The organism is Providencia lanzhouensis (genome assembly GCF_050469745.1).
Taxonomy (GTDB): Bacteria; Pseudomonadota; Gammaproteobacteria; order Enterobacterales; family Enterobacteriaceae; genus Providencia; species Providencia lanzhouensis.
On the sequence record NZ_CP174123.1, the window covers coordinates 2,730,756 to 2,751,677 of the forward strand.

Genomic DNA, 20,922 nt, shown 5'->3' on the forward strand with positions numbered 1-20,922 from the left:
TTTATGCTCCGAAATTACTGCTCAGGAAGTTTTTGCGGAATTTTCCGTGACCGAAGGATTTCTTCGTCACAATACGATATTTGACGCCAACGCCAGATGGGCGAGGCATGAGATCGAAGTTTTCTAGCAAAAGCCTTAGGCGTTCGTCAGGGTTGTAGTTGAAGACGTAGTACATGTAAGTCATGTCTAGCGGATCTAACACAAAGACTTTGCTGTCTTCTTGCCAGAAAAATCGACGCAGAAACTCATTAATATTGGTCACTGTGGGGCTTTGAGTGAGATTGAAATAACGCATACGGATGATCAGCCGCTTTTGCTCTACCGTCAGTGACAATGTGTAATCTGAATTACGCCGAAAGTTAGCTTTAAAATTGGCTTTCTTTTTACCAAAACCAAGCCCCACTTTCGTTTTATCGCTGGGAGGAACGTCAATCCCTAACGGTACATCGAGGATGCGTGACCAGATATTGAGCCCAAATTCATTTGCCGTGTCGATATTAAAAACATCGCGGTACCAGTTACGCCAAAATTCTATGGTGGAACGCTCAAAGTAATCTGACTTGTATTTTGCTAGTGCCTTGAGGTTTTCAGCCTCTTCATATTGCCAAAGAATGGCTTTTAATAAATCCGAATGAAAATCAAATGATTGTACTGATTTCATACAATCACCACTTGTACAGCACTGCCTTTTATACGAGCCACTTCATTCAGCTTTATCGTGAAGTTATCAGAGGACCACGCTTTACCATCTGTTGAAAGCTCTACGCGAGTAATAAACAGTCTTGGCTCTACGGTATTAATACCGGCTGAAATTTCAAATGGAGAAACATCACGACCAACCACTAAACCACCGTCGCCCTCTACATCACCATTCGCCCAAGACTCGACCGCCTTGGGTATAATAGTTTGCGCATCCACCGTGGCTTTTTTTACCGTTACCCGGCAAAACAACACAATTTCTTTTGCTCTATCGAATTTCACGGGGTACGTTTGACCGCTGATTTTCTCAAGTACCTCAACTTCTTCACTGCCGTTAAAGGCCGCGCCGAGTGTTTTTGTTCTCAGTAAGGATTGGGCAATTTGATTCTTATCTCCCCCTTCAACACAAACGTAAACGCTATGTGGTACCAAAGTGATCCCATCAAAAATAATCGGTGTGTCGCCATAGTTCTCTCTATAAGCTAAAGAGCGTACCCCTTCCAGCTCATAGAGTGCTGATGTGATCGCCTCCCCAACACTCACCGTATTTCGCGCGAGTGTTTGCTTACGCCTGCGTCTCGCGTGCAAATCGGACTCTTCAATCCGCCCTAACGTCGCAGATGTCGGGTTACTGACAGTTTCCCAGCCAAGCACTGAACTGGCTACTTTATCCAACTGACCAACGCCACACTCGATAGCACCAGTCTCAATGGAACGCATATCCCCCGTAGCCGTACCATCTTTACCAAGAATTAATACCTTTGTTGTTTCAAAGATATCGCCTCCCCGTGTCGTTGCCTGTGAACCTTTGGGGATAATGGTACCGGCAACGCCGCTAAACTTAACCTGCGTCAGAAATGAGTGTGTCGCATCAAAGCGCTGACCACCCATCAATGCCCAGATTGCATCAAGAAAAATGCCGCCGGCCAAATCGGGGTTAATTTGATTGGCTAATTCGGCATTGTTACGAGCGACAGCATCTCGGTTCTCCACTTCCATGGTGATCAGAGCGCCCTGCGGCGTTTCGGGGTTAACATCTAAGTCCTGACCAAACACGCCTCTATACTCGTTTTCAACGTCTTCACGTAACTTGCTGGTATCGGGAATAATCACCCCTTGCGATGTAATAAATTGATAATCAGCCATTGAGCGTTATCTCCCCATAAATCGTTTGTATCACTGCAGTGTATTTCAGCGTGTTATCTGTGATTAATGCCGAGAATGACACGACCGATATCACATCATCCAGCTCACGCATACGGTCGCGGAACGCAGATTCAAACAGCGGGATATCAGCCTGTCGTCCAAATGTGGTTTTCCAATACGGAATACCCAAGTCCAACTTATGCAACATCTCTCCGCGCAGTGCCTTCGCGTAATGTTCGCAACGTTTTTCGGATGCCCGTTCACCACTCACAATCGACAAATTTCCATCATTGCCAATGTGGATGTCGTTATTACTGTTGACGTTAAATGTCCTCATACGGGTTCTCCTGTATTACTGTCACCTCTTTGGACTTTGTCATGTTTATGTGTAGACCCGATATCTTTGCCGTTGTGCTTCATCGTGCCGCCATTTGAGTCACTGTTACCATTAACCTCATGATTACCATTGATAATCACATTGCCGTTAAACTCATTTTCTGGGGCATTAGAGATAAATTTTGGTGCATCTAAAACCGCCTTATCTTCATGCAATGATAAGCACACAGAGCCATCCATAGATTGGATCACTAAAGCATCGGCATTTTTTCCATCAATCAGCCAGCCTTTGAGCGTATCGGGATAAAACATGGCATCACTAAAAGTATGCAAACGCGCGGTATTGGGTTCATCTTCTAAGCCGCCACGCTGAAAAATCAAACTGACGTCTCGGTCATTGGCTTTGAGCCAGCCAAAATCCCCCGGCTTAATTGGCATGCGGATAAAAAAGCCACCACCGCCAAAACGAAAAACAGGGATATTCGGTACTGCAGCTCGCCCCATTTTTTGTCCTTCAGTAGAAACCATCATGACTAGCGGTTTAATAACGGCGCGATTGGTATCGTCGTCATAACTCACTACCGTTGCCGGAAGCATGTCATCAATATTCATCAGGAAATTGCGAAATGCAGCCGAGAGCTGCCCTGCCAAGCTGCCTTCGCTAGCAATATCACTATTGGGCTGGTTCATTTCTTACCTTTAAATTAGAGAGAATCGACGGACTAAAAACCGGGAGTAAAAATCCAATTAGTCACAATGAAAACTAATAATTTGATATCAAAGTAGTTTTTAATTACTTAAGCTGGACTAAATTGACTTAAGCACGCTTACAGGTCGCTTGATAGAAAAAAGGATCGTCGTGAGAAGCAATATCGAACTTCAACTGCTCAATAATGTAATCGCCGTTAAGTGCGGGATTAAACTTACTCTCAAGGCGCAGCATGCCGCCGAGCGACGACTCCGCATCAATGAGATAAGTGACATCAACGCCTTTTTCAGTGGCTTTGGGGATGCCTACCATGCCGGATTTTTGGTTTAAAATACGCAGTCGACCCGACAATGCTTTATCCTGGTCTTTGACATACAACACATCATCGTCAATAAACGCTTTTACCTTGCCAGCCTCTTGAAGTTTTTCGACTTGCTTGAGTGCCGACCCGCAAAAATACCAGTTCGCAATGTTCTTATCAGTGGCTTGAAAGTCGAGTTTTACATGACAATCTTGGGCGATATTCTTCGCGATATCACTCAGCTTGTTCATTGCCGAACCGGACGTTGATACCATTTCCCGCGCAGTGGCGTTGTTGGTTTTAGCTTTCAACGTCAGTGTGACATCCGGTGGGGATGCTATTTCAGCACTAACAATATCACCCACATAAATCCGAAATACCCCCGTACTGGCGCGACCGGCTTCAACAATTAACCGGTGTGGCGTTTTACTTTTTGCATATGGACTGGTTTCCGTTAACAGCATATTGCGCGTATCCGCATTTAAACCGTCAATGTTGACCGTACACTCATTCTGTAATGGGTTGGCGTACTTGGTGCCATTGGCTTTTATACGCAAGCCCTCATACCACTGCAGTCGCCCATTTACCTCAATGCCGACTCTAATGCGGCGTAAATCAATCATCGTCACCCCACCACACAAGATAGTGAGCCTTTCCGAACTGCTCCCACCACGGTAACTCATCGTTGTCTGTGATGAATGCAAAATTACCGGTACCGGATAAATAGCGATAGGGGATCAATGGTTGGTTCGGCATCACACGAACGCCCTGTATTAACATGTCGTTATTGCGCTTGATATCACAGAACATGACATTACGCGCCACTTTTATCGTGAGTTCCCACTCATCATCGACAAGGCTCACCCGCAATCGTTGGTTGGGGACTGCATTTAATGGAATCTCTTGCATTACCATCCCCCTAGTGTAAATTCGCCATCAGCAACCTTAGCGGCTGCAGATTTTTTCTTCTTCTCCGGTACCGTCGAAGTTTGAACTTTACCGCGATTCACAGTGCTTGATTGCTCTTTTTTGACAACCTTGCGTGGCGGTAAGTCACCATATTCCGGATCGACCGTTCGCCACTCAGTGAAACGTAATGACAACTTAATCGCGTCTGACATTTCAGGAATTTCATCATGATAGAAATTCACTAACAACATAGGTTGATAGGTTTTAACGCGCGTTTGAATGCCGACTAATTGGTGTTTGTCATACGCTTGCTGCATAAGCTCAAACGCATTTTTCATCTCGCCAGAGAGAATTAAGTCCATACCAATTTCAACCGGTTGAACAACGACATGATCGCTACGCGTCTCGCCTGATTCAACAGCAAACTGCGTCGCTTTATGCTCGTCACGGACATTGATTTGAATCGGGCTTGCGCTTTCAAATAACGTCGTAAAATTATCCACATTGAATATTTTAACTTCGGTGATCATTTGCTTACCCCCGAGCTAGTCTGGTGCCCTAAATCTTGCAACTGTGATTGAAGTGCATCTTTTATACCGTTAGCCATGCCCTGCGCATCCGTCGCTTGTGTTTCAACCTTTATTTCACCAATTGAAAGATTGGTTTCGTTAGTCGTGCTGGACTGATTACTGATTGCTTGGCTAGTGACAGGATTCATCGGGTTAGTCGACATGCCCGTTATTTGTTGGTTAAGCCCTTTCACAAGCAAGGCGGTATCATCTTCAGATAACTTTGGCGTTTCAGGTATAGTGTGCTCAATTGTTCCATCTGCAGAGACTTTACGCTCAACCGTCTGAGTCACTTCCGCATCTTCAAAGCCAAACCAGCCTTTAACCGTACTCCAGCCGTTTTTAATCGCGTCCAGTCCATCATTGATCCAGCCGAGATATTGCTGTATTTGCGCCCACAGCCATTTAAAAATGCCGACGACAGCATCCGATACGGTGTTAAAGACACCCTTGAAATCATTCCCCCAACTGACAATTGAGTTGATACTTACCACTAACCAGTCAATAAACTGATTTAACGCATTGTTCATCGAGTTATAGGCGTTGACGACAATATCGGCGACAAACTTCACCGCAACCATCAGATACTCAAACAGAATTTTAAACGTTTGCCAGAGTCGTAGGATGACTTCTTTTAACTCAGGGTATTCGTCAAGAATACGACCAATCATCGAATCGTTGCCGTCGATGAAATTCATAATGTCGTCATAGACAAACGCAAATGCGGCAGCAAGTAAGGCAATAACAGCAACAATTGCCAATATGGGCCACGTTGCCGCAAGCGTAGCAGTTGCCGCTGCTATCATTGAAGGAACATAGAAAATCGCGACTGCAGAGCCTATCGCAATGAAGAAACCAACCATTAATTGTTTGTTATCTTTGCAGAAACCAACAAACTTATTAATCCATTCCAATCCTTTGGTTAAAACAGGGATCACCATTTCAAGAAAGCTGTTTTTCAGCAAGCCGGAAGACTGCTTAAAACCCTGCATGGCGTTATTGAACTTGATAGATTGCTCAATACTTTCTTTATTGATGCCCGAGTATTCTTTTTGAATACCCATCATCCGTTCAAGCTCTTTACGCCCCTTCATCATGAGTTCGACAGTTTTATCATCGGTCACACCCAGCGCAGATAAAGTCGCCTTGGCTTTATCGAACTTCATTCCCTGCACTTTATCAGCCGTTTTCAGGACTTTTTCCATCGAGTTTTTCGCAAACCCAAAGGATTTTGCCATAGCGGATAAATCGGCTTGAGCCGCATCTCGCGTCCCACCAAGCTCTGCCATTGAGCCTGCAAATGCGTCCACATCGGCTGTGGCTACATTAATTTTTTTACCTAGCTTATCAAGTGATTCAATCTCAGCGGAGCGCGTGACAGATTCGCTCACCATCGCAGTCGCACCCATCAACAAGCCCACAGCACCTAATGCCTTTTTCGCAAAAGAGACGATCGTGTTGCCTGTTTTTTGGTATTTAGCGTTGGTGTTATCTAAGTTTTTTTGAACTTCACCTTGTGCTTTAACTTCGCTATTTGCCGCCTCAATTCCCTTGACTCGCATTTCGTCAACAATACGGATCAGCTCTTGATAATTGCCTTGTAAGGCTTGAATTATCGCGTTAGCTAAACGTTTAGTGGCTACACTTTGACTTTCTGTGTGTTCAAGTTCAGTCATGCCCGTAGATAATTGAGCAATATCACCGTGTAATAATTGGTAATGCTCATCCAGCTCACCCAATGTCGACTGAGTTTCACTCCAACCGGCATCTGTAGCCTCACGCTGCTCATCCAAAGCCACTAAAGCAGTACTCACAGAATCCAATTGTGACTTAACCGCGTCAGTCTGTGCGTTGACCTCTTCGGCATTAGTCGAAAAATCAATGGAGTGTTCACCCGATAGCCCTTGGAGCGATTGCCATAACTCGTTCATCACACTACCGAACGTGAGTGAGCTCTGCTCTGCCGCTTCTTGGGTTTTCTTCATGCCCTCGATAATGTCGTCCGTAGAACGCTGGACTTTGTCAAAGGCTTTATCGGCTTGCCGGGTGTCAAATTCAAAGACCTGAACAAACGTATCCATTAACGACATTATCTATCCTTTGAAGCGGCTAAGGCTTCGTTGTAGCGATTAATGATAGCGATTTCCCACAAGTCCATCGCTTCTTCTAAATCTATTGAGGTTTTGAGCTCTGAGAGGGTGGCGAGGTCTTCGCTGAGGATGACTGCAAAGAACCCATCAGCGTTTTTATAATCGACGGGAGTGAACCGCTTACCTTGCTGAGCAGGTAATGGAGGAAGCCTGAGTTCCCGTCGCCCCCGAAAAAACTGGTGTTATATTTCAGCATTTCCAGTTCTAAGCGGATCAACGATTCACCATCCGGCACGTGGTTATCAATCAAGGTTTGCGTTTTGAGTGGAATTTCATCCCCATCAACCACAACACAGACATACGCCATCATTTTCAGCATGGCTTCTTTACTGACATCGTAATCACCTATTTTCGGTGCGTTAGACAGTGGATATTTAGCCAAAATTTCACGCCCAACCGTTGCTGGCAGTCGGCTGATCACAAATAGCTTTTCGTCACCATCAACGTCTTTGATAGCGACTTCTTTGGGTTTAATTAACATGATGTGAACCTATAAAAAAGGCGGGTAGCCCCGCCATAGTTGGAAGTGAATTAACGGACTCGCGTGCTGTCGAAGTCTTGGAAAACAAAGGTGTATTGCTTCGCTTTCAACTTACCTGCGGATGCCGCTGAATTACCGCGACTACCATTGGTCATTTTTCCGTTACGCGCTGTGACTGTAGAACCATCTCCGTACGATGCTACCATGGTGATCATATCACCGGCATGACGACGCCCTTTTTTCGCTGTATTTGCCTCGAGCAAAATCGACAGGTTTTGGTCTTCTTCGCTACCGGCTAAAACGTTAATTGTCACCGTCTGCGGCGTCGGTGTTGACCAGCTCACCAAATTACCGTTAATGTCCATGCCAGTCTGCGCAATATCTACTGCAGGTAAATCCAGTGGATCGGCATCATCAGCAAATGTGGTGATTAAGATACCGGCTGGAAAAGTTTTAGAGGCTTGAATCGTTAAACTCAAGCCTGTTGCTGAAATGTCGCTCATTATCTATTCCTTACACTAAATTATGTGAGCCTTCGACCTTACGCACCCAGTCGCCTTTTCCGTAAATTAATACGTACTTCATGACATACTCAGGCAATCCACTCTCGCCAGTGCTTTCAAAGATTTGGGCATTGTACCAATAGCCCTTGTCCTGCACGTCATGCCAAGCGAGGTCATCACCGGAAGCATCGGCAATCGCCAGTTTTTGAACTTCAGTAATTGTCTTACCGGCTAAAATCGTGCCGTTACCCAATGCTTTGGTCACTGCGCCAGCAATCACCATGAGCGCACGGGCTTCCCCGTCTTTATTCGCTGGAACACCACGCGTGGAAAGCAATACACTGAACCACTGTTGCGCGATATAGGCTTTTAACCACTGCTCGTTAGCATGGACGCTCATGTCCAATGGATTCGATGGACCACCACACAAGAACCCGCGCTGATAAAAGCGAATCTGCGAACCGGCAACCGCTGTTTCACCGTAGTAGTTCACTCGATATTTATCGTAGAGGTTGGCATCCTGGTCAGTAGTAACCTGTGCCGGGAACGTCACGCTAAATTGACGGAACATATAGTTCGTCGTTGCATTAGTGCGGTCGTAATCTGTTGCGGCCATGATCGCCATTGGCAACGCTTGGACGTAATAGAGGTTTTCTTTTTTAAGATTAAGTCCCACAGAGGCAGTACCGATTAATGCGGCGCTAAAATCTTCAACCTTGCCTTTACTCACACTCAAATGAAGTTGGTACTTCACGTTTTCACCGGCGACATACTGCGCCAGTGGCACCGCTTGCTCTAACGACATTTCATCTAAGAATGTCGCGCTACCAAAGGAATCGGAAACTTGCTCAGCAACCATAAACGCTTCAAGTGGTGTTTGTGCTGGGTTACCTTCAGATGTGGTACCGGATGATAATCCCATCGCATTCGACAGCACGGAATAAGCCACACTGATAGAAGCGCGTTCCTGAACGCCACCACTTAACTCAAAGGCACTATTCAATGAGTTAAACGTCAAATAGCTGTTTGAGAACTGAGGCTCAGGCTCTGCATTCAGTTTCGCTTGGATCATCGATGCAATATCGGCATACGATTTCACCTCGGATAAATCCAAGTCTTTGTAATCTTTGGTGATGGAACCGATAGTGACGGACAAAGTACTATCCGCAATCATTTTTAAATCTGCTAACGCCGCTGCCTTGGTACCAAACAACGTAGGCGCTCGTCCTACTGGCTCATAAGACGCGATTTGCAGCGCTTTAGGCTTGCTAACCGGTGCTGGACTGACATAGCTGAAATACTGACGCGCAAAGTGCGCCTCGGGTGAATCCGCGCCTAACAGTTCATCAACTTGACCACTGGCGAACTCTAAAACTTTACCAGCGGGAATTTTAGGGTTGGTTGAAAATAAGCGACCGATTAGTTTACGCATCGGAACAGCAGACGCGCCAATAACCGCCGATGCGATATCAACGTATCGATTTTGTTTAATTGGCATAGTAAAACCTTATATGCGGTGAATGTCAGGATAGAGCGCACTAACAGCCGCTGTATCGGGAAGTAATGTTCGGGTGAATGAAACAGTAAGGTCGAACGAGGGATTTTGTTCGTAGTTACCATGATCATTAAGAAAATAAGGTCTACGAATGGTGCTTGCGCGTTGAATACCAATACCTTGCTTTCGTAATGCTTCAACAAACGGCAAAGAGTTGGTGATCATTCTGACAGTAGCGGTAATGTCTCCTGCTGTATAATGCTCAGAATCAGTGATTAGAGCTTGAAACTGGTATGTTTTCTCAGATAACTGGCTTTCTTGGTGATTCGCCTTTTCACCTTGAACGTTGTATTTTCTCCCCTGCCATCCGTGGCCATGCTCATCAATAGGGAAAAACATCACCATGTTTTCTTCACGACCTTGCTTCGTCGATTGAAAACCTGCTTTCACTGGGATATCAATTCCTGCCTCTTTAAGTTGAAAAATAAGCTGCTTACGAAGAGCAATATCAACATTGTTATCCGTCATAAGCACCTACCTCAATACAAATCACCGATTTCCAGCCGTCCTGCTCATACCAATCCGCATCGCCCATCACGTCGAATTTCTTGCCATTAAAAACAAGGAAATCGGGAGACGTTCCGCGCTGAATGCTTTTGATATCGTGAGAGGTATAGAAGCGACGATAAACCGTGTTTGAATCAAATCCCATACTTTGAGCATCTTGGGTATCTACCGCTTGCCAACTCCCGCGGATCTCAACCGGTTCATGGTACTGATTTTGGTCGTGCCCTAAATCATCGGGCTCACGGCTTTTGAAGCGAAACCACAAGGCTTTTTGCTGTGGGATATAACGAGAAGCGATACGATGCAAATTACCAAACATTATTTGTCCTCCACGGCACATGACACAGATTGAAGCATTAAACCTTCATTTACCAGCGGCTTAAGACTGACACCAGAAATATCTACCGTTTTATCTTTCTTGCTTCGAGGACCGATAAAATTAGCATCACGATATGCCTGACCAACTGCTTTACCACCGGTCTTAAAGCCTTCTTGCTTACGTCGTTTTCTTAGCAATAGCGTTACCATCGAAAGTGGGGGTGTCTGAATAGAGCGAATAGTCATCTGAATATCACCTACCGCCTTTTCACCAACCTGCTTTAATCCCTCACTTACCGTAATGTTACCTTTTACGGCTGCTTTGGCTGCTCTGCCAATAAGTTGACTGTATTCTTGGCGATGTTCAGACATTGTCGGTCGCATAAACGATCTAGGTGGGATAGCTCCGTGACCTAACTCCTGAATAGCGGCAACATACGCAATGGGCGTACCGTCAGGGTATTTGGAATGCTCAAAGAAACCGACCTTCAGCTGTTTCTTACCCAATTCATCGTAGACTTTTTTCAACTGAGCTAATTTTGCCATTAACGCAACCGACCTCCTCGTGTAAATCGACCACCAACGCCCCTAAATGCCGAGCGCTCACCCGCACCACCAAAGTATTGAGGTACACTGCAGCGTTTAATTAGCGCTAAGAACTGCTGCCCGTAGGTCGTCATTTTGAACCAGTGCGACCAATCAGAACCGGCAGGGGGCGCGGAATATGACACGCTGATTTTGTCCATGGTAACACTGGTGACAACCCCTGTTGGCGCAGCACCCTCGGCGATTTGTTGGTTCAAATCCAACATGTGAGCAACAACCAACATCCACAATTCATTGGTACAAACACCACGACAAGGCGAGAAGTAATTCAACGCAGATTGGGCGATAACATAAACATCATCATTAGGCACCCCGTTGAACTGAGGACGGAGCACACGAAATGATTGAAGGGGAAATGTGCTCGCATCCATGATTATTTCGCCTTTTTGTTGGTTTTCGGGACTTCCTGCTTAGCCGCTTCCAGTGATTCAGCTGTTTCAGGTGCTGAGTTGTCACTGGCTTCCATATTTGTCGCTACCTTGTCTGGATCTTCTTTACGATTTTCCACACTGATAAACCCGTTTTCTTTATGCAACTGAAATACATGGTTATCTTTGAGTTGTGAGTATTGTTCATCACTGATTTCTGTCACACGCCCGCGCGGGGTATACATGTGCTTAGTCATTATGTTGGCTTGACCCGCAATAAACACTTTACCGTCTTTAACGGAGTAGTTTTGGTCGTTTGATAACGTGCAATAAACATAGAGAGACATGGCTTTCTCCAATAAAAAAGCCCTCAAATGAGGGCGTAAAAAAGGAAGTGGTTCGGTTAGATGCCCGTTAGACGGGTGATCGCCCAAGGTCGCGTGACAAAGACACCTGCGGTTGCGTTGGTCGCATCTTCTAAATACCCCTTGATTTGAGCTTGTGAGCCCAGCAATTGGTACTTAACTGGCACGACTTGCAAAATTGTCGCGCTGGTTGCGGTTGAACCATCATCCACAGTATCTGCGAACATATACGCCACATCAGCCCCACCATTCGCCCCGACAAATTCAGGCGAGAACACAAAGCGCATGTTTGGATAGTTCTCTTTCACCCACTGATAAACGGTTTCACCACGCGCCACAGGGTTAGCGACATTTAGCGTTGAACGGTAGCCCAACGGCAACGTCAAGGTGATATTGATGTCATCTTTGATAATACCGCCCGAGGTGATCTCAATGCGTGAGAACATGTCCGTAATATCTTTGGTGATATCCGCAAACGTACCGCCTTTCCACTTTTTCGATGCGGTTTCATAAGCTGGTAAATTAGGCTCATTTAACATACCGAAAACACGGGTTTCGGGGGCATTAAAACCGTAATAACCAATGAGCTCACGACCTTGCTCTAAGGACTCAGCCGCCGCATTACGTTTCTCCGCTGCTGATTCAAACCCTGCTGCAGATTGGCGCGCTTCTTCCAGCTTACCGACTTGGAAACCTTGCTCAAAACGAACAATACCACGACGCTCTTGGTCTTGAATGTAAGACGCTAACGGCACGTTGGTATGATCGCCGTAAAGCTCCGCTTTAGCGGATGGTGTTGCCACGTTTAAGATGATTTCTTCATCGTGCCATTCACCGGCATTCAATACACCGGTGATTTCATCCAACACACGAACACGGGTTGCAGTACGAATCAGACCAGGGAGAACATGTTGCAACATTTCACGCTGAATTAACCCACCCTGCATGGCGGCACCGCTAATCGCGGAGTCCATCGAGGATAAACCACCAAAGCCGATTTGTTCGAGTTCGCGATACGTCCACTTCTGCTCAGGTTGGATATTCAGTTGACCATGCTTGCGAATATCACGACCGGACATATAAAACTTTTGCTTGCTAACTGGCATTATTCACCTTCCTTTACTGCCACTGGGTATGGGATTTCCGTTAAGCGAATAACGCTCAAATGGGCTGATTCACTGGATTCAACGTGACGACTAACAAAACCAATCACGCGGTCGCCAGCTGCTGGAACAAGCTTGGAGGAAAGTGAGCCGTCCGTTTCATCAAAGATAACTGGCGCATTGATCTTACCAACCCCTTCTTCAAGTTCGACATAGGCTTCGCCCATTGCCAAAAACTCACCTTGGGTACCGTTACGCGCGTAACCCACTTCAACGCGATACGCCTTCGGGTTAATCATGATCCCCGCAAACGCCCCCTTACCACCCACTTGGACAGATTCAACGGAATCATCTTTGTAGGTGTAGGCACGACCGAAAATGTTTTGCTTCTCATCCTCTGAACTGAGGATCGCCGCTACTGCTCGAATCGGACCAGCATGACTGATTTCACCTACTACTCCAGACGTTAAGCCATGCGCTACTGATTTAGGAATTGCCATTATTTAGCTCCCCATTTGTCCATAATTGATTTATTGCTAACCGCAGAGTCCATCGTTGATGTGGCTTTCTGAGAATCCGGTACGCGCCCTTGCATCCAAGCATCAAGCGCAATCGCTTCATTGCCTTTACCGCATTGGATTCCGAGCTTATCAACGCCATACTCCGCCACTTGCTGCTTAGTCATCGCTGCATGGTCGAATACGCCAAGAAATGGGGTCAGCTTATGTGCTAATGAATCACGCTCACCGATTTGCTTTAACAGTGCGCCAGTGTCCATGGTCGGTTTGGCTTTTTCTAAGCGGCTCATTTTGCGCTTAAGGGATGCCATTTCATCCATCGTTGTGATGCCACGTTTCAAGCGTTTGATGCGGCGATTTAAGCTGTCAGTCGTTGCTTGGTCTAGCTCTTCCTTAGCTTCTTCCAGCGCTTCTTCAGCCGCTTCAATCGCAACCTCGGCGGCTTCGACGGCTTCGGGGTCTCCCGATTCCGCTTTTTCCGCTTCAACTTCAGCATCTTCAACCGCTTTTTCGACTTCAGCTTCGGTATCTTCCGTTTTCTTTTCGGGATCGGGGTCTTCGTCTGAGGTGTCTTTCTTTTCAGGATCTTCATCTGAGGTTGACTTACCTGCTGCGATTGCCTCAGCGATAATAGTTTTCAGTGCAGCGAGTTGTTCTGGGGTAAACGTCCCCTCATCTTTCGTCTGCTTTTCTTTGTCATCTTCTGGATTCATACGAATAAATTCCTTTGTGTCGATAGTGATAACGAGGTGATCTTGCACAGCAACATCAGGACCGGTTCGTCCTTCATCCACTAATGCGAGGTGATTTCCACGTAGGTGACGCTGAATTGCGTCATAAGGCTGCCCTTCATAAATACCGGAGGTGAATTCATACTTACTGCGGTAGCCGGGTGAAAGGTCGATTTTGCCGCTGTCGATATTGCTAAGTGCGACATCCGAAAAGATTTTGATATTGGCTCTAAGATACGGTGGGTCAAAATACACATTCTCACCAATCACACCTTGAATACCTTTCTTCTCCGCAGGGGTGGCATATTTACCCAGCATTTCATGCTCAATAATGAACGGGGTTAACTTGAAAGAGTTGATAGTTTCTTCGCTCGCCAGCTCTTCTGGCGGACGCAGTACGCGATAGATTTTGTCAGGTATCGGCGCACCAATTTCAGCCCCCAAATAATCAAAAACCCCAACTTTAGAGATGGGGTTATCTTTTACTTCGAGCCAGCCGTTGTTGTCATAGGTTCGTTTTGTCATGTCTCCTCACCAAAATCGATAACGGGTGACCAAAAGCACTTACAATTAGGTAATTGCCCCGGCAATCCGCGTTCGCCCGTTTTTGGGTCAATGATGGGTGGGTTATCTAAATCAAAGACTTTACCATCTAGCTGTAGATGCCACTCTCTAGGTTCAGCGCTGCCACCAGAGTGATGCCAAATAGCCTTGCGTATCCCCGCTGATTTCATGCGTTCATAGTTTGCCGCAGTCGTGATTTTTCGTGTTTGGTCAACGGCGATAAAATTCGCTCGGCTTTCCGTGACGCCTCCAATATCCCGTATTTCATCCAATAACGTTTTAGCCCCCTCTCCGCTTTGTGAGATAGAGCGCAACGCCGCACTTTCGATACGTTGATGAAATTGGCTAGGAATGGATTTAATCAGGGAAACATTTTCAGCCGTGGCGGCAATCATTTTATCTTTTAACGCTTCAGGCATTGCCGGGGTTTTGATTGTGATACCACCAGAAAGCTGTTTAAGGGAATCGTCTAAATTACGATGAGCACCTATGTCGACTTGGGAAACAAACTTATCGGCCATGGCGCTCGATTGCGTCGTAAAGATTTTATCCCACTTGCGCTTTAATCGGTTGAGCCAAATACGCGTTTGACTCGCGATACTGGCGTCCATTGTGGCGCCATCAAAATCATCACTCAGCTCACTAAACACTTTTTCATAGTCTTTAATCATTGAGTTGATTAACTGTGACATGTCACGCTGGTAACGGCTGGACGGTGCTGCTGAATACTGCAGGGGATTGCCCTTCAATACCGCTTGTCGGGAGGCTGCCCACCTTGCCTTTTTCGTTCTGACTCGTATTCGCCTCGACATAATCGCCCTCGTTTACATCAATGCCGTAATAGCTCGAATCTTTATCGACTGCGAGTTTTTTACGAATATCTAACCCATCAATGGCGCCAGTAGCCGCTAAAGCCGCATCCGTTTGAGCAGACTTCAACTCAATATCTGCACTCTCTGCCGCCGTTGGGCTATCGAGTGGCGCCCACGTGACCGATATTTCAGCCAGTGGTAGCTCTTCGCTTCGCATCAACATGTCGTAATGGCGCTGTAAAAGTTCGTCTAAATCGTTTGATTGGACACTTTCTAGCTCTTCACGGTAATTCGACTCTTCATACTCACCAGTGGCATTAAAGCCCTTTGGTGTGGTACCCAGTAACTTAGTGGCGGGTACATTTGCCGCCGCTGCGACTAGCTGGTATTGAGTCATAATAGTGGCATCTAAATCCGCTAGCGAGGTATCGAACTGCTGTGCAACGTCCTCTTTTCCCATCACCTGCACGCCGTAGTTATCGCGCATCTCCATAAAATAAAGCATGTTTTCCTGAATAGTGTTCTTATCTGCACCTTCAGGGTCTGCCATACCGATAGTTAATAACCGTTTGGTCATAGCCAGTTGTGGCGCTTCATTGGCTGTCCGTTCTGATGCATAGACACGCTCATAAATACGCTCTGGTACCGAGACACCAAAGTAGTTATAAAGCGGCTTCAGCACATTAGGCACAGGGAACGGCACAAACTTAACAAAGTGCGATTTATGGTATTTACGACCACCAATCACATAATAAGTGGGGTCGTAAAAATCCATGCTAGCAGGGTCTTGGATATTGGAGTCGGTTAAATCAGGCGTTACCCATTGCGGGTCAATTTGCTTGATCCCCTTGTACATCCCTTTGGTCACACCGTCGATATTAAAGGGATTTTCGTACCATTCTTTCGGATTGGAGGTTTCCACTACGAATAGCGCTAATCGACCGCCATACACGCGCCCAAAGTGAATCAACTCTTTCATATGATGCTGTATGCGATACTTTTTATCACGCTTACGTAACTTTTTACTGATTGCTCTGTCGTCATCGTTATCACAATCAACATCATAACCCTGACGAATAGCATCACGCGCAGGCATGTTACAAGCTTTATCAACTAGCCAATGCTTAGCGATAATCGCGCACATGTTATTGCCAATAAACATTTGCGAGGCATACCAAGCCGCCTGTGACTCGGGTACACCGTAAACTTGCTCACCTTTAAATGACGGCACGGAAGTATCAATACTGTCCATCCCCACACCGCTAATCACCGGCTGAGGCAAATCTATCCCTTTAAATCCCTTCTCTTTTGCTAGCGCAGGATACAAATCTGTTGTAAAAGCCGACCGCTTTGGCGGTGCAATCTGCTCTGCAATTTTTCGCCTTTTAAACGGCCACATAGAATTACCTCTTGGTTGTAAAGAAACCGCCTTTCTTTTTCTGGAACAGATAACGCAATGCCTGTGTCATGGCATCCACAGTGTCATCATGACCAGCAAACGGGAACGTTGTGATTTCATCCACCGTTTCAGTGATCCACGGTGCAATAGCTTTGTGTGGTAGCCAGACGTTTCCGGCTTCCCATTCTGCTGTACAGGCGTGTGCGCGGGCGATTTTGCTACCATCTGGTTCAATCGGAACAAGACCTGAAATAATGGATTTTAGTGAATCAATGACCGCAGGACCGTTAGCTTTATCCTCTACTAGCTTTCTCCTCGCCTGTGGATATTTCTCAACCAATAGCTTCACGGCTTTGAGTGTTTCCGTGAAGCTCATACGCTTACGAATCTGATACAACAAATACGCATTCGCCCCCTTCTTACCCCAGACTTGTCCTACTACATAGTCGGTACCATCGCTATCTTTAAAGGTCATATCCCAGCTGTGAATAATTTCATCAAAGGACTCAGGCAGATCTTTTGGCAAGTAATAGCGCGCAAACTCTTCATGGAAGATTTGACCATCACCCGGCTTAGGTTTTTGTTGATACATGGCAGACCAAAAATAATCACCAAGGATTGCTTTAGTCTCTAGAAGTTTGTCAATTGGGTGCAATTCAGGAACTAGGGCTTCCCCATCGTCATTAATAGCTGGAAATTCTAATACTATCGCCTTTTTGTTATTTTCGATTACACGACCCGATAAATCATCGGTTGCCCATCGTGTAGCCATAATGATCTCGCCACTATTTTTCGATAAGCGGGTTTTAAATGTGGACACATACCAGTTCCAGACTGACTGCTTGGTCGTTGGGCTTAATGCTTCTTTGGCGTTTTTTATGGGGTCATCGATAATACCAAGATCAACTTTTTTACCTGTTAATGGACCACCGACACCCTGACTGATATATGTCCCTTTTCTACCCACAATTTCGAACGTTTCTGAGTTACGCTTTGCTTCTACCTCGATGGTAACAACGCGCTTGGCATTCAAACATGACAAAGGGAACAGCGCAGCGTATTCGTCGCTCATCATGATCCGCTGCACATCACGGTTCATATCACTGGCTAGGTCTTTGCCGTACGACAAACCCGCTATACGCAGATCGGGATATTTACCAAAGATGTAAGCAGGTAAGTAGCGAGAAACAATATCGGACTTACCGTGCTGAGGGGGAGCGCCTAAAATAATCACCGGTCGCTCACCATTCATCATCTTAATGATAAACCTATCGAGCGCATCACACACCGTTTGAGAGAAATGGCTCGTGATGTATTCAGGGTTTATATACTGAATGAATTCATGCAAACTACGGCGTGCTATCTCCCTTTCGATCTCTTCATCAAATAAGCTGAAATCGATATCCATAGCCATACCTAAAATGTAAGAAATAGCCACTTCACTTCAAAAGGACAGTGAAACGGAAAATGAGTTTTTGATAACAAATTAGCAACAAATAAAAAGCCCAAATTCAAAGAGAAGATTTAGGCTTTTATCGGTTTAGAGTGACATTTTAATTGAGTTGAAAAGTCGCAGGGCATGTAAGCACCATTATGTTAAATTAAATCAACTTTTCGATTTTTTTCTCAACTGCATGAGTTGCTCAAAACTTAAGTGGCTTAGGTCGATTCCTGTTGATTGAATAGGACCACCATCTGCACCAGTTACTTCAGTTCTGTTTTTCACCATGCCTAAATGCTGCGCAACCATTTTAAGCGCATCATCTTGATTACGAGTGATCACCTCAACACCAAACTTACCCTCTTTCACGCCGGCGAATAAACGACGAGCTGCGCCGGCTAAATCGCGCGTATCATGAAAATGCGCACGACCAATTCCAGTGCCATTACATCGAGGGCAATCGGGATTAGGATCTAACGTATCATCGTAACCGTAGCCGCCAACATCTTGCGGAGGTGGTTTATTTGCTGCCATGTTTTTTTTCACAGCATCGTCATATTCGACCGCATCACGCCACTGATAATTGAAACCAAAGCCCCAACAATGACGACAACATAATCGGCGATATTCCGTTAGCTCGTTAACGTCTGCAGTCGCAATATCCCACCACATTTTTAATACGGCATCTTGGGTGATTTGAGTTCTGCGTTCACGAGCTGTCAGGGCATCACGAATTGCTCGATTTACCGATACATTCCGATACAAGCGCCTAGCTGCCGCCGCTCCTGTTTCGCCTTGGCTTTTATATCCTGCTCGTTGATATGCTGCGGTCTTATCCATATCGATAAGATACTCAATAACAAACCTCGCCTGCAGTTCGGTAAGTCCGTATTCATCGGGGTTTAGATGCCAATCATCATCGTGCGCATTATCTTGTTCACTACTCTGCGCAGTTGGTATTGTGCTATTACATATAGGCTCTTTTGCGCATTCTTTTTCGTGCGCAGTGCGCAATTTCTTGTGCGCAGTTTTTTGCGCAGATTGCGCATTTGATATCTTGATATATCGACGTGCAGTTGCGTAATTAAGTCCCTGGTTCTCACACCACTCTTTCGGGGATATTCCTGATTCGGCATGAGCGGTGAGGAACTGTTGCTGTAGCGTCCCCCAATCCGGTTTAGCCATCGTGTTTATCTCCTGTATAAATCTCTATCAACGCCACTCTATGAATGACGTTTGTAGATGTTCATAAGTTGTATCCATTAAAAAGCCATCAGTGATTAGCTGATGGCTATTGAGAGTTAAATTATTTAAATTGTTCTTTTAGCTTGGATTAACTATTTTGAATTTAATAGAAATAGCGGAATAGTCATCGACCGGAGGACCTTTCTCGATTCTTTTTTTCAAGCTAGATATGAATCGCGATGGCTCTTCCATGGTGTTTTTAGAGAACCTAGGTCTTTTCTCCCAAAACGAATGCGCTCCATCTGACATTATACAGAGCAATATATCCCCATTTTCATCCATTACATCTTCAATATTTAGTTTAAATATATCGAACATTAACTCACCTTTATTTGAAATAGCTGTAGTAAGTATGTTCTTTCCCTTAGCGTTTTTCAGCTCCCTTGCTGTAAATATTCCTTCATCGATATATGCTTGGTGCTGAGTATGATCTTTTGTTAACTGCTTCAATTTTAGTCCATTCTTTGAATATAATCGGCAGTCACCTATATGTCCAATGAGAACACTGTCATGCTTTACATAACACAGAGTTAGTGTACTAGCAGCTCTAATAAAATCTCTATTTATTTCGCTTAATTTTTGAACATCTTTTTTAAGTCTAGGAAACAAATCAGCTAGTTCATTAGATAACTCACGAGTAAAGTACTCTTCTAAATAAGTGATTACACTTTGCGCGGCCTCTCCGCCACCTTGATAGCCCCCAACACCATCAGCTATAGCAAAAAGATAACCACCCCCCACTCTTTTGGGGGGTAAAATACTATCTTGGTTTATCTGTTCTAATGATTTTGAACTAGAAAACAAAGAGGATGAAAGTAAATTTAACATGCTTATGATGCTCCTCTTATCGTTTCAATGTCAGCAATAAGTTGCTCTACATTAAGATATCTTTTGCCTAATCTTCTATCCGTACATTTATCGATCACATCATCAAAACCATCAATATTTAATTCTTCAATTATAATTCCTACAGAAAAAATATCAGATTGTTTTGAATACCCATGTAAAACAACACTATGTGCGTCAAAATATTTGGGTGTTCTTGGAAATGCTCCTACTTGAGTTAGAATTCTACTAGCATTAGATGGATCCATGTGCCTAGCAATCCCAAAATCAGAAATTTTGTAAGTACCATCTGAAAACTTCAACACATTTAACGGTTTAATATCACGATGATAATATCCTTTTGAATGTATATGCGCCAACCCTTTAGCAATCATTAAAATGATATCTATCTTTTTATTTCTATCCGTTAATGTTTCCGCTTCAATTTCATGGTGAAGAGTGGTTTCGGCTAGCTCCATTACAAACCAAGCTGGGTTTGTTTGCATACTACAAATAAATATCTGAACAACATTCTTATGTAAACATTCATCTTGATACTTAACTTCTCTGATAAATCTGGCTAATAAATCAGGATCTTCTTGCTGATCCATTAAAATTTTTCTTGCATAAAAGCCACATTCAACATCTTGAGTATTTAGAACCCTTACTTTCTCAACATTTCCAAAGCTACCTTCCCCTAAAAAACCAACAGCCTCTATTTTATAGCTTCCATGTAAAATCATATAAACCTCAATAGCCATT

Annotated in this window: 25 protein-coding genes; all 25 read right to left on the reverse strand. The window is 44.9% G+C overall.

Translation table 11 applies throughout. The features are described from left to right. Window position 1: 1 nt before the first annotated feature. Window positions 2–661 (reverse strand): DUF2612 domain-containing protein, encoded by a 660-nt coding sequence (locus ACIH2S_RS12910; protein WP_006814734.1) that lies wholly within the window; start codon window positions 659–661, stop codon window positions 2–4. After that, entirely contained in the window at window positions 658–1,845 is a 1,188-nt protein-coding gene (locus tag ACIH2S_RS12915) for a baseplate J/gp47 family protein (RefSeq protein WP_006814735.1), read from the reverse strand. Before ACIH2S_RS12915 ends, ACIH2S_RS12910 begins: the two co-directional genes overlap by 4 nt. Next, window positions 1,838–2,182, reverse strand: a complete 345-nt coding sequence (locus ACIH2S_RS12920; RefSeq protein WP_006814736.1) for a hypothetical protein — start codon at window positions 2,180–2,182, stop codon at window positions 1,838–1,840. The genes ACIH2S_RS12915 and ACIH2S_RS12920 overlap by 8 nt, the downstream gene beginning before the upstream one ends. Then, window positions 2,179–2,871 (reverse strand): Gp138 family membrane-puncturing spike protein, encoded by a 693-nt coding sequence (locus ACIH2S_RS12925; RefSeq protein WP_006814737.1) that lies wholly within the window; start codon window positions 2,869–2,871, stop codon window positions 2,179–2,181. The genes ACIH2S_RS12920 and ACIH2S_RS12925 overlap by 4 nt, the downstream gene beginning before the upstream one ends. A 127-nt stretch (window positions 2,872–2,998) precedes the next feature. Further along, window positions 2,999–3,814 carry a baseplate hub protein gene (locus tag ACIH2S_RS12930; protein WP_006814738.1) on the reverse strand — a complete coding sequence of 272 codons (816 nt, stop codon included), beginning with the start codon at window positions 3,812–3,814 and terminating at the stop codon, window positions 2,999–3,001. Next, window positions 3,807–4,100 carry a phage baseplate plug family protein gene (locus ACIH2S_RS12935; RefSeq protein ID WP_039855060.1) on the reverse strand — a complete coding sequence of 98 codons (294 nt, stop codon included), beginning with the start codon at window positions 4,098–4,100 and terminating at the stop codon, window positions 3,807–3,809. The genes ACIH2S_RS12930 and ACIH2S_RS12935 overlap by 8 nt, the downstream gene beginning before the upstream one ends. Continuing rightward, complete coding sequence (locus ACIH2S_RS12940; protein ID WP_430247529.1) at window positions 4,100–4,630, reverse strand: phage baseplate protein; 531 nt, start codon at window positions 4,628–4,630, stop codon at window positions 4,100–4,102. Before ACIH2S_RS12940 ends, ACIH2S_RS12935 begins: the two co-directional genes overlap by 1 nt. Then, the gene (locus ACIH2S_RS12945; RefSeq protein ID WP_430247530.1) at window positions 4,627–6,759 is read right to left on the reverse strand and encodes a hypothetical protein; all 2,133 of its coding nucleotides are present in this window, start codon (window positions 6,757–6,759) and stop codon (window positions 4,627–4,629) included. Before ACIH2S_RS12945 ends, ACIH2S_RS12940 begins: the two co-directional genes overlap by 4 nt. A gap of 82 nt (window positions 6,760–6,841) precedes the next feature. Next, a complete protein-coding gene (locus tag ACIH2S_RS12950) occupies window positions 6,842–7,300 on the reverse strand; it encodes a hypothetical protein (RefSeq protein ID WP_006661498.1) in 459 nt (152 codons plus the stop codon). A gap of 50 nt (window positions 7,301–7,350) precedes the next feature. Then, window positions 7,351–7,803 (reverse strand): phage tail fiber protein, encoded by a 453-nt coding sequence (locus ACIH2S_RS12955; protein WP_006814742.1) that lies wholly within the window; start codon window positions 7,801–7,803, stop codon window positions 7,351–7,353. A 10-nt stretch (window positions 7,804–7,813) separates the two neighbouring features. Continuing rightward, window positions 7,814–9,301: a DUF3383 domain-containing protein gene (locus tag ACIH2S_RS12960; protein ID WP_430247531.1), complete on the reverse strand. Its 1,488-nt coding sequence runs from the start codon at window positions 9,299–9,301 to the stop codon at window positions 7,814–7,816. A gap of 9 nt (window positions 9,302–9,310) precedes the next feature. Next, entirely contained in the window at window positions 9,311–9,826 is a 516-nt protein-coding gene (locus tag ACIH2S_RS12965; protein WP_430247532.1) for a phage gateway protein, read from the reverse strand. Beyond that, the gene (locus ACIH2S_RS12970) at window positions 9,816–10,184 is read right to left on the reverse strand and encodes a phage collar protein (RefSeq protein WP_323086234.1); all 369 of its coding nucleotides are present in this window, start codon (window positions 10,182–10,184) and stop codon (window positions 9,816–9,818) included. Before ACIH2S_RS12970 ends, ACIH2S_RS12965 begins: the two co-directional genes overlap by 11 nt. Beyond that, the gene (locus ACIH2S_RS12975; protein WP_323086233.1) at window positions 10,184–10,729 is read right to left on the reverse strand and encodes a hypothetical protein; all 546 of its coding nucleotides are present in this window, start codon (window positions 10,727–10,729) and stop codon (window positions 10,184–10,186) included. Before ACIH2S_RS12975 ends, ACIH2S_RS12970 begins: the two co-directional genes overlap by 1 nt. Beyond that, window positions 10,729–11,160 carry a DUF4054 domain-containing protein gene (locus ACIH2S_RS12980; protein WP_323086232.1) on the reverse strand — a complete coding sequence of 144 codons (432 nt, stop codon included), beginning with the start codon at window positions 11,158–11,160 and terminating at the stop codon, window positions 10,729–10,731. The genes ACIH2S_RS12975 and ACIH2S_RS12980 overlap by 1 nt, the downstream gene beginning before the upstream one ends. Window positions 11,161–11,162: 2 nt before the next feature. Continuing rightward, window positions 11,163–11,504 carry a hypothetical protein gene (locus ACIH2S_RS12985; RefSeq protein ID WP_323086231.1) on the reverse strand — a complete coding sequence of 114 codons (342 nt, stop codon included), beginning with the start codon at window positions 11,502–11,504 and terminating at the stop codon, window positions 11,163–11,165. A 56-nt stretch (window positions 11,505–11,560) separates the two neighbouring features. Then, window positions 11,561–12,628, reverse strand: coding sequence for a major capsid family protein (locus tag ACIH2S_RS12990; protein ID WP_006661491.1), 1,068 nt, complete (start codon window positions 12,626–12,628; stop codon window positions 11,561–11,563). Continuing rightward, window positions 12,628–13,125 (reverse strand): structural cement protein Gp24, encoded by a 498-nt coding sequence (locus ACIH2S_RS12995; RefSeq protein ID WP_006661490.1) that lies wholly within the window; start codon window positions 13,123–13,125, stop codon window positions 12,628–12,630. Before ACIH2S_RS12995 ends, ACIH2S_RS12990 begins: the two co-directional genes overlap by 1 nt. Further along, window positions 13,125–14,399: a DUF2213 domain-containing protein gene (locus tag ACIH2S_RS13000; RefSeq protein WP_430247534.1), complete on the reverse strand. Its 1,275-nt coding sequence runs from the start codon at window positions 14,397–14,399 to the stop codon at window positions 13,125–13,127. Before ACIH2S_RS13000 ends, ACIH2S_RS12995 begins: the two co-directional genes overlap by 1 nt. After that, the gene (locus tag ACIH2S_RS13005; protein WP_430248578.1) at window positions 14,396–15,109 is read right to left on the reverse strand and encodes a phage minor head protein; all 714 of its coding nucleotides are present in this window, start codon (window positions 15,107–15,109) and stop codon (window positions 14,396–14,398) included. Before ACIH2S_RS13005 ends, ACIH2S_RS13000 begins: the two co-directional genes overlap by 4 nt. Window positions 15,110–15,131: 22 nt before the next feature. Next, a complete protein-coding gene (locus tag ACIH2S_RS13010; protein WP_430247536.1) occupies window positions 15,132–16,649 on the reverse strand; it encodes a DUF1073 domain-containing protein in 1,518 nt (505 codons plus the stop codon). Window positions 16,650–16,653: 4 nt separating this feature from the next. Continuing rightward, window positions 16,654–18,057, reverse strand: a complete 1,404-nt coding sequence (terL, locus tag ACIH2S_RS13015; RefSeq protein WP_039855062.1) for a phage terminase large subunit — start codon at window positions 18,055–18,057, stop codon at window positions 16,654–16,656. 198 nt (window positions 18,058–18,255) lie between these two features. Further along, window positions 18,256–19,275: a terminase small subunit gene (locus tag ACIH2S_RS13020; RefSeq protein ID WP_430247538.1), complete on the reverse strand. Its 1,020-nt coding sequence runs from the start codon at window positions 19,273–19,275 to the stop codon at window positions 18,256–18,258. A gap of 138 nt (window positions 19,276–19,413) precedes the next feature. Beyond that, complete coding sequence (locus tag ACIH2S_RS13025) at window positions 19,414–20,163, reverse strand: PP2C family protein-serine/threonine phosphatase (RefSeq protein ID WP_430247540.1); 750 nt, start codon at window positions 20,161–20,163, stop codon at window positions 19,414–19,416. Between the two features lie 2 nt (window positions 20,164–20,165). After that, a complete protein-coding gene (locus ACIH2S_RS13030; RefSeq protein ID WP_430247542.1) occupies window positions 20,166–20,921 on the reverse strand; it encodes a protein kinase domain-containing protein in 756 nt (251 codons plus the stop codon). Between the last annotated feature and the right edge of the window lies 1 nt (window position 20,922).

What these genes read in the sequence shown, in the direction of transcription:
- ACIH2S_RS12940 (WP_430247529.1), bottom strand. Translation starts at nt 4,630, where the DNA reads ATGATCACCGAAGTTAAAATATTCAATGTGGATAATTTTACGACGTTA.
- ACIH2S_RS12990 (WP_006661491.1), bottom strand. Translation starts at nt 12,628, where the DNA reads ATGCCAGTTAGCAAGCAAAAGTTTTATATGTCCGGTCGTGATATTCGC.
- ACIH2S_RS13005 (WP_430248578.1), bottom strand. Translation starts at nt 15,109, where the DNA reads ATGATTAAAGACTATGAAAAAGTGTTTAGTGAGCTGAGTGATGATTTT.
- ACIH2S_RS12980 (WP_323086232.1), bottom strand. Translation starts at nt 11,160, where the DNA reads ATGGATGCGAGCACATTTCCCCTTCAATCATTTCGTGTGCTCCGTCCT.
- ACIH2S_RS12965 (WP_430247532.1), bottom strand. Translation starts at nt 9,826, where the DNA reads ATGACGGATAACAATGTTGATATTGCTCTTCGTAAGCAGCTTATTTTT.
- ACIH2S_RS13000 (WP_430247534.1), bottom strand. Translation starts at nt 14,399, where the DNA reads ATGACAAAACGAACCTATGACAACAACGGCTGGCTCGAAGTAAAAGAT.
- ACIH2S_RS12935 (WP_039855060.1), bottom strand. Translation starts at nt 4,100, where the DNA reads ATGCAAGAGATTCCATTAAATGCAGTCCCCAACCAACGATTGCGGGTG.
- ACIH2S_RS12960 (WP_430247531.1), bottom strand. Translation starts at nt 9,301, where the DNA reads ATGCCAATTAAACAAAATCGATACGTTGATATCGCATCGGCGGTTATT.
- ACIH2S_RS13020 (WP_430247538.1), bottom strand. Translation starts at nt 19,275, where the DNA reads ATGGCTAAACCGGATTGGGGGACGCTACAGCAACAGTTCCTCACCGCT.
- ACIH2S_RS12925 (WP_006814737.1), bottom strand. Translation starts at nt 2,871, where the DNA reads ATGAACCAGCCCAATAGTGATATTGCTAGCGAAGGCAGCTTGGCAGGG.
- ACIH2S_RS12970 (WP_323086234.1), bottom strand. Translation starts at nt 10,184, where the DNA reads ATGTTTGGTAATTTGCATCGTATCGCTTCTCGTTATATCCCACAGCAA.
- ACIH2S_RS12920 (WP_006814736.1), bottom strand. Translation starts at nt 2,182, where the DNA reads ATGAGGACATTTAACGTCAACAGTAATAACGACATCCACATTGGCAAT.
- ACIH2S_RS12930 (WP_006814738.1), bottom strand. Translation starts at nt 3,814, where the DNA reads ATGATTGATTTACGCCGCATTAGAGTCGGCATTGAGGTAAATGGGCGA.
- ACIH2S_RS12955 (WP_006814742.1), bottom strand. Translation starts at nt 7,803, where the DNA reads ATGAGCGACATTTCAGCAACAGGCTTGAGTTTAACGATTCAAGCCTCT.
- ACIH2S_RS12975 (WP_323086233.1), bottom strand. Translation starts at nt 10,729, where the DNA reads ATGGCAAAATTAGCTCAGTTGAAAAAAGTCTACGATGAATTGGGTAAG.
- ACIH2S_RS12950 (WP_006661498.1), bottom strand. Translation starts at nt 7,300, where the DNA reads ATGTTAATTAAACCCAAAGAAGTCGCTATCAAAGACGTTGATGGTGAC.
- ACIH2S_RS12985 (WP_323086231.1), bottom strand. Translation starts at nt 11,504, where the DNA reads ATGTCTCTCTATGTTTATTGCACGTTATCAAACGACCAAAACTACTCC.
- ACIH2S_RS12945 (WP_430247530.1), bottom strand. Translation starts at nt 6,759, where the DNA reads ATGTCGTTAATGGATACGTTTGTTCAGGTCTTTGAATTTGACACCCGG.
- ACIH2S_RS12915 (WP_006814735.1), bottom strand. Translation starts at nt 1,845, where the DNA reads ATGGCTGATTATCAATTTATTACATCGCAAGGGGTGATTATTCCCGAT.
- terL (WP_039855062.1), bottom strand. Translation starts at nt 18,057, where the DNA reads ATGGATATCGATTTCAGCTTATTTGATGAAGAGATCGAAAGGGAGATA.
- ACIH2S_RS13010 (WP_430247536.1), bottom strand. Translation starts at nt 16,649, where the DNA reads ATGTGGCCGTTTAAAAGGCGAAAAATTGCAGAGCAGATTGCACCGCCA.
- ACIH2S_RS13030 (WP_430247542.1), bottom strand. Translation starts at nt 20,921, where the DNA reads ATGGCTATTGAGGTTTATATGATTTTACATGGAAGCTATAAAATAGAG.
- ACIH2S_RS12910 (WP_006814734.1), bottom strand. Translation starts at nt 661, where the DNA reads ATGAAATCAGTACAATCATTTGATTTTCATTCGGATTTATTAAAAGCC.
- ACIH2S_RS12995 (WP_006661490.1), bottom strand. Translation starts at nt 13,125, where the DNA reads ATGGCAATTCCTAAATCAGTAGCGCATGGCTTAACGTCTGGAGTAGTA.
- ACIH2S_RS13025 (WP_430247540.1), bottom strand. Translation starts at nt 20,163, where the DNA reads ATGTTAAATTTACTTTCATCCTCTTTGTTTTCTAGTTCAAAATCATTA.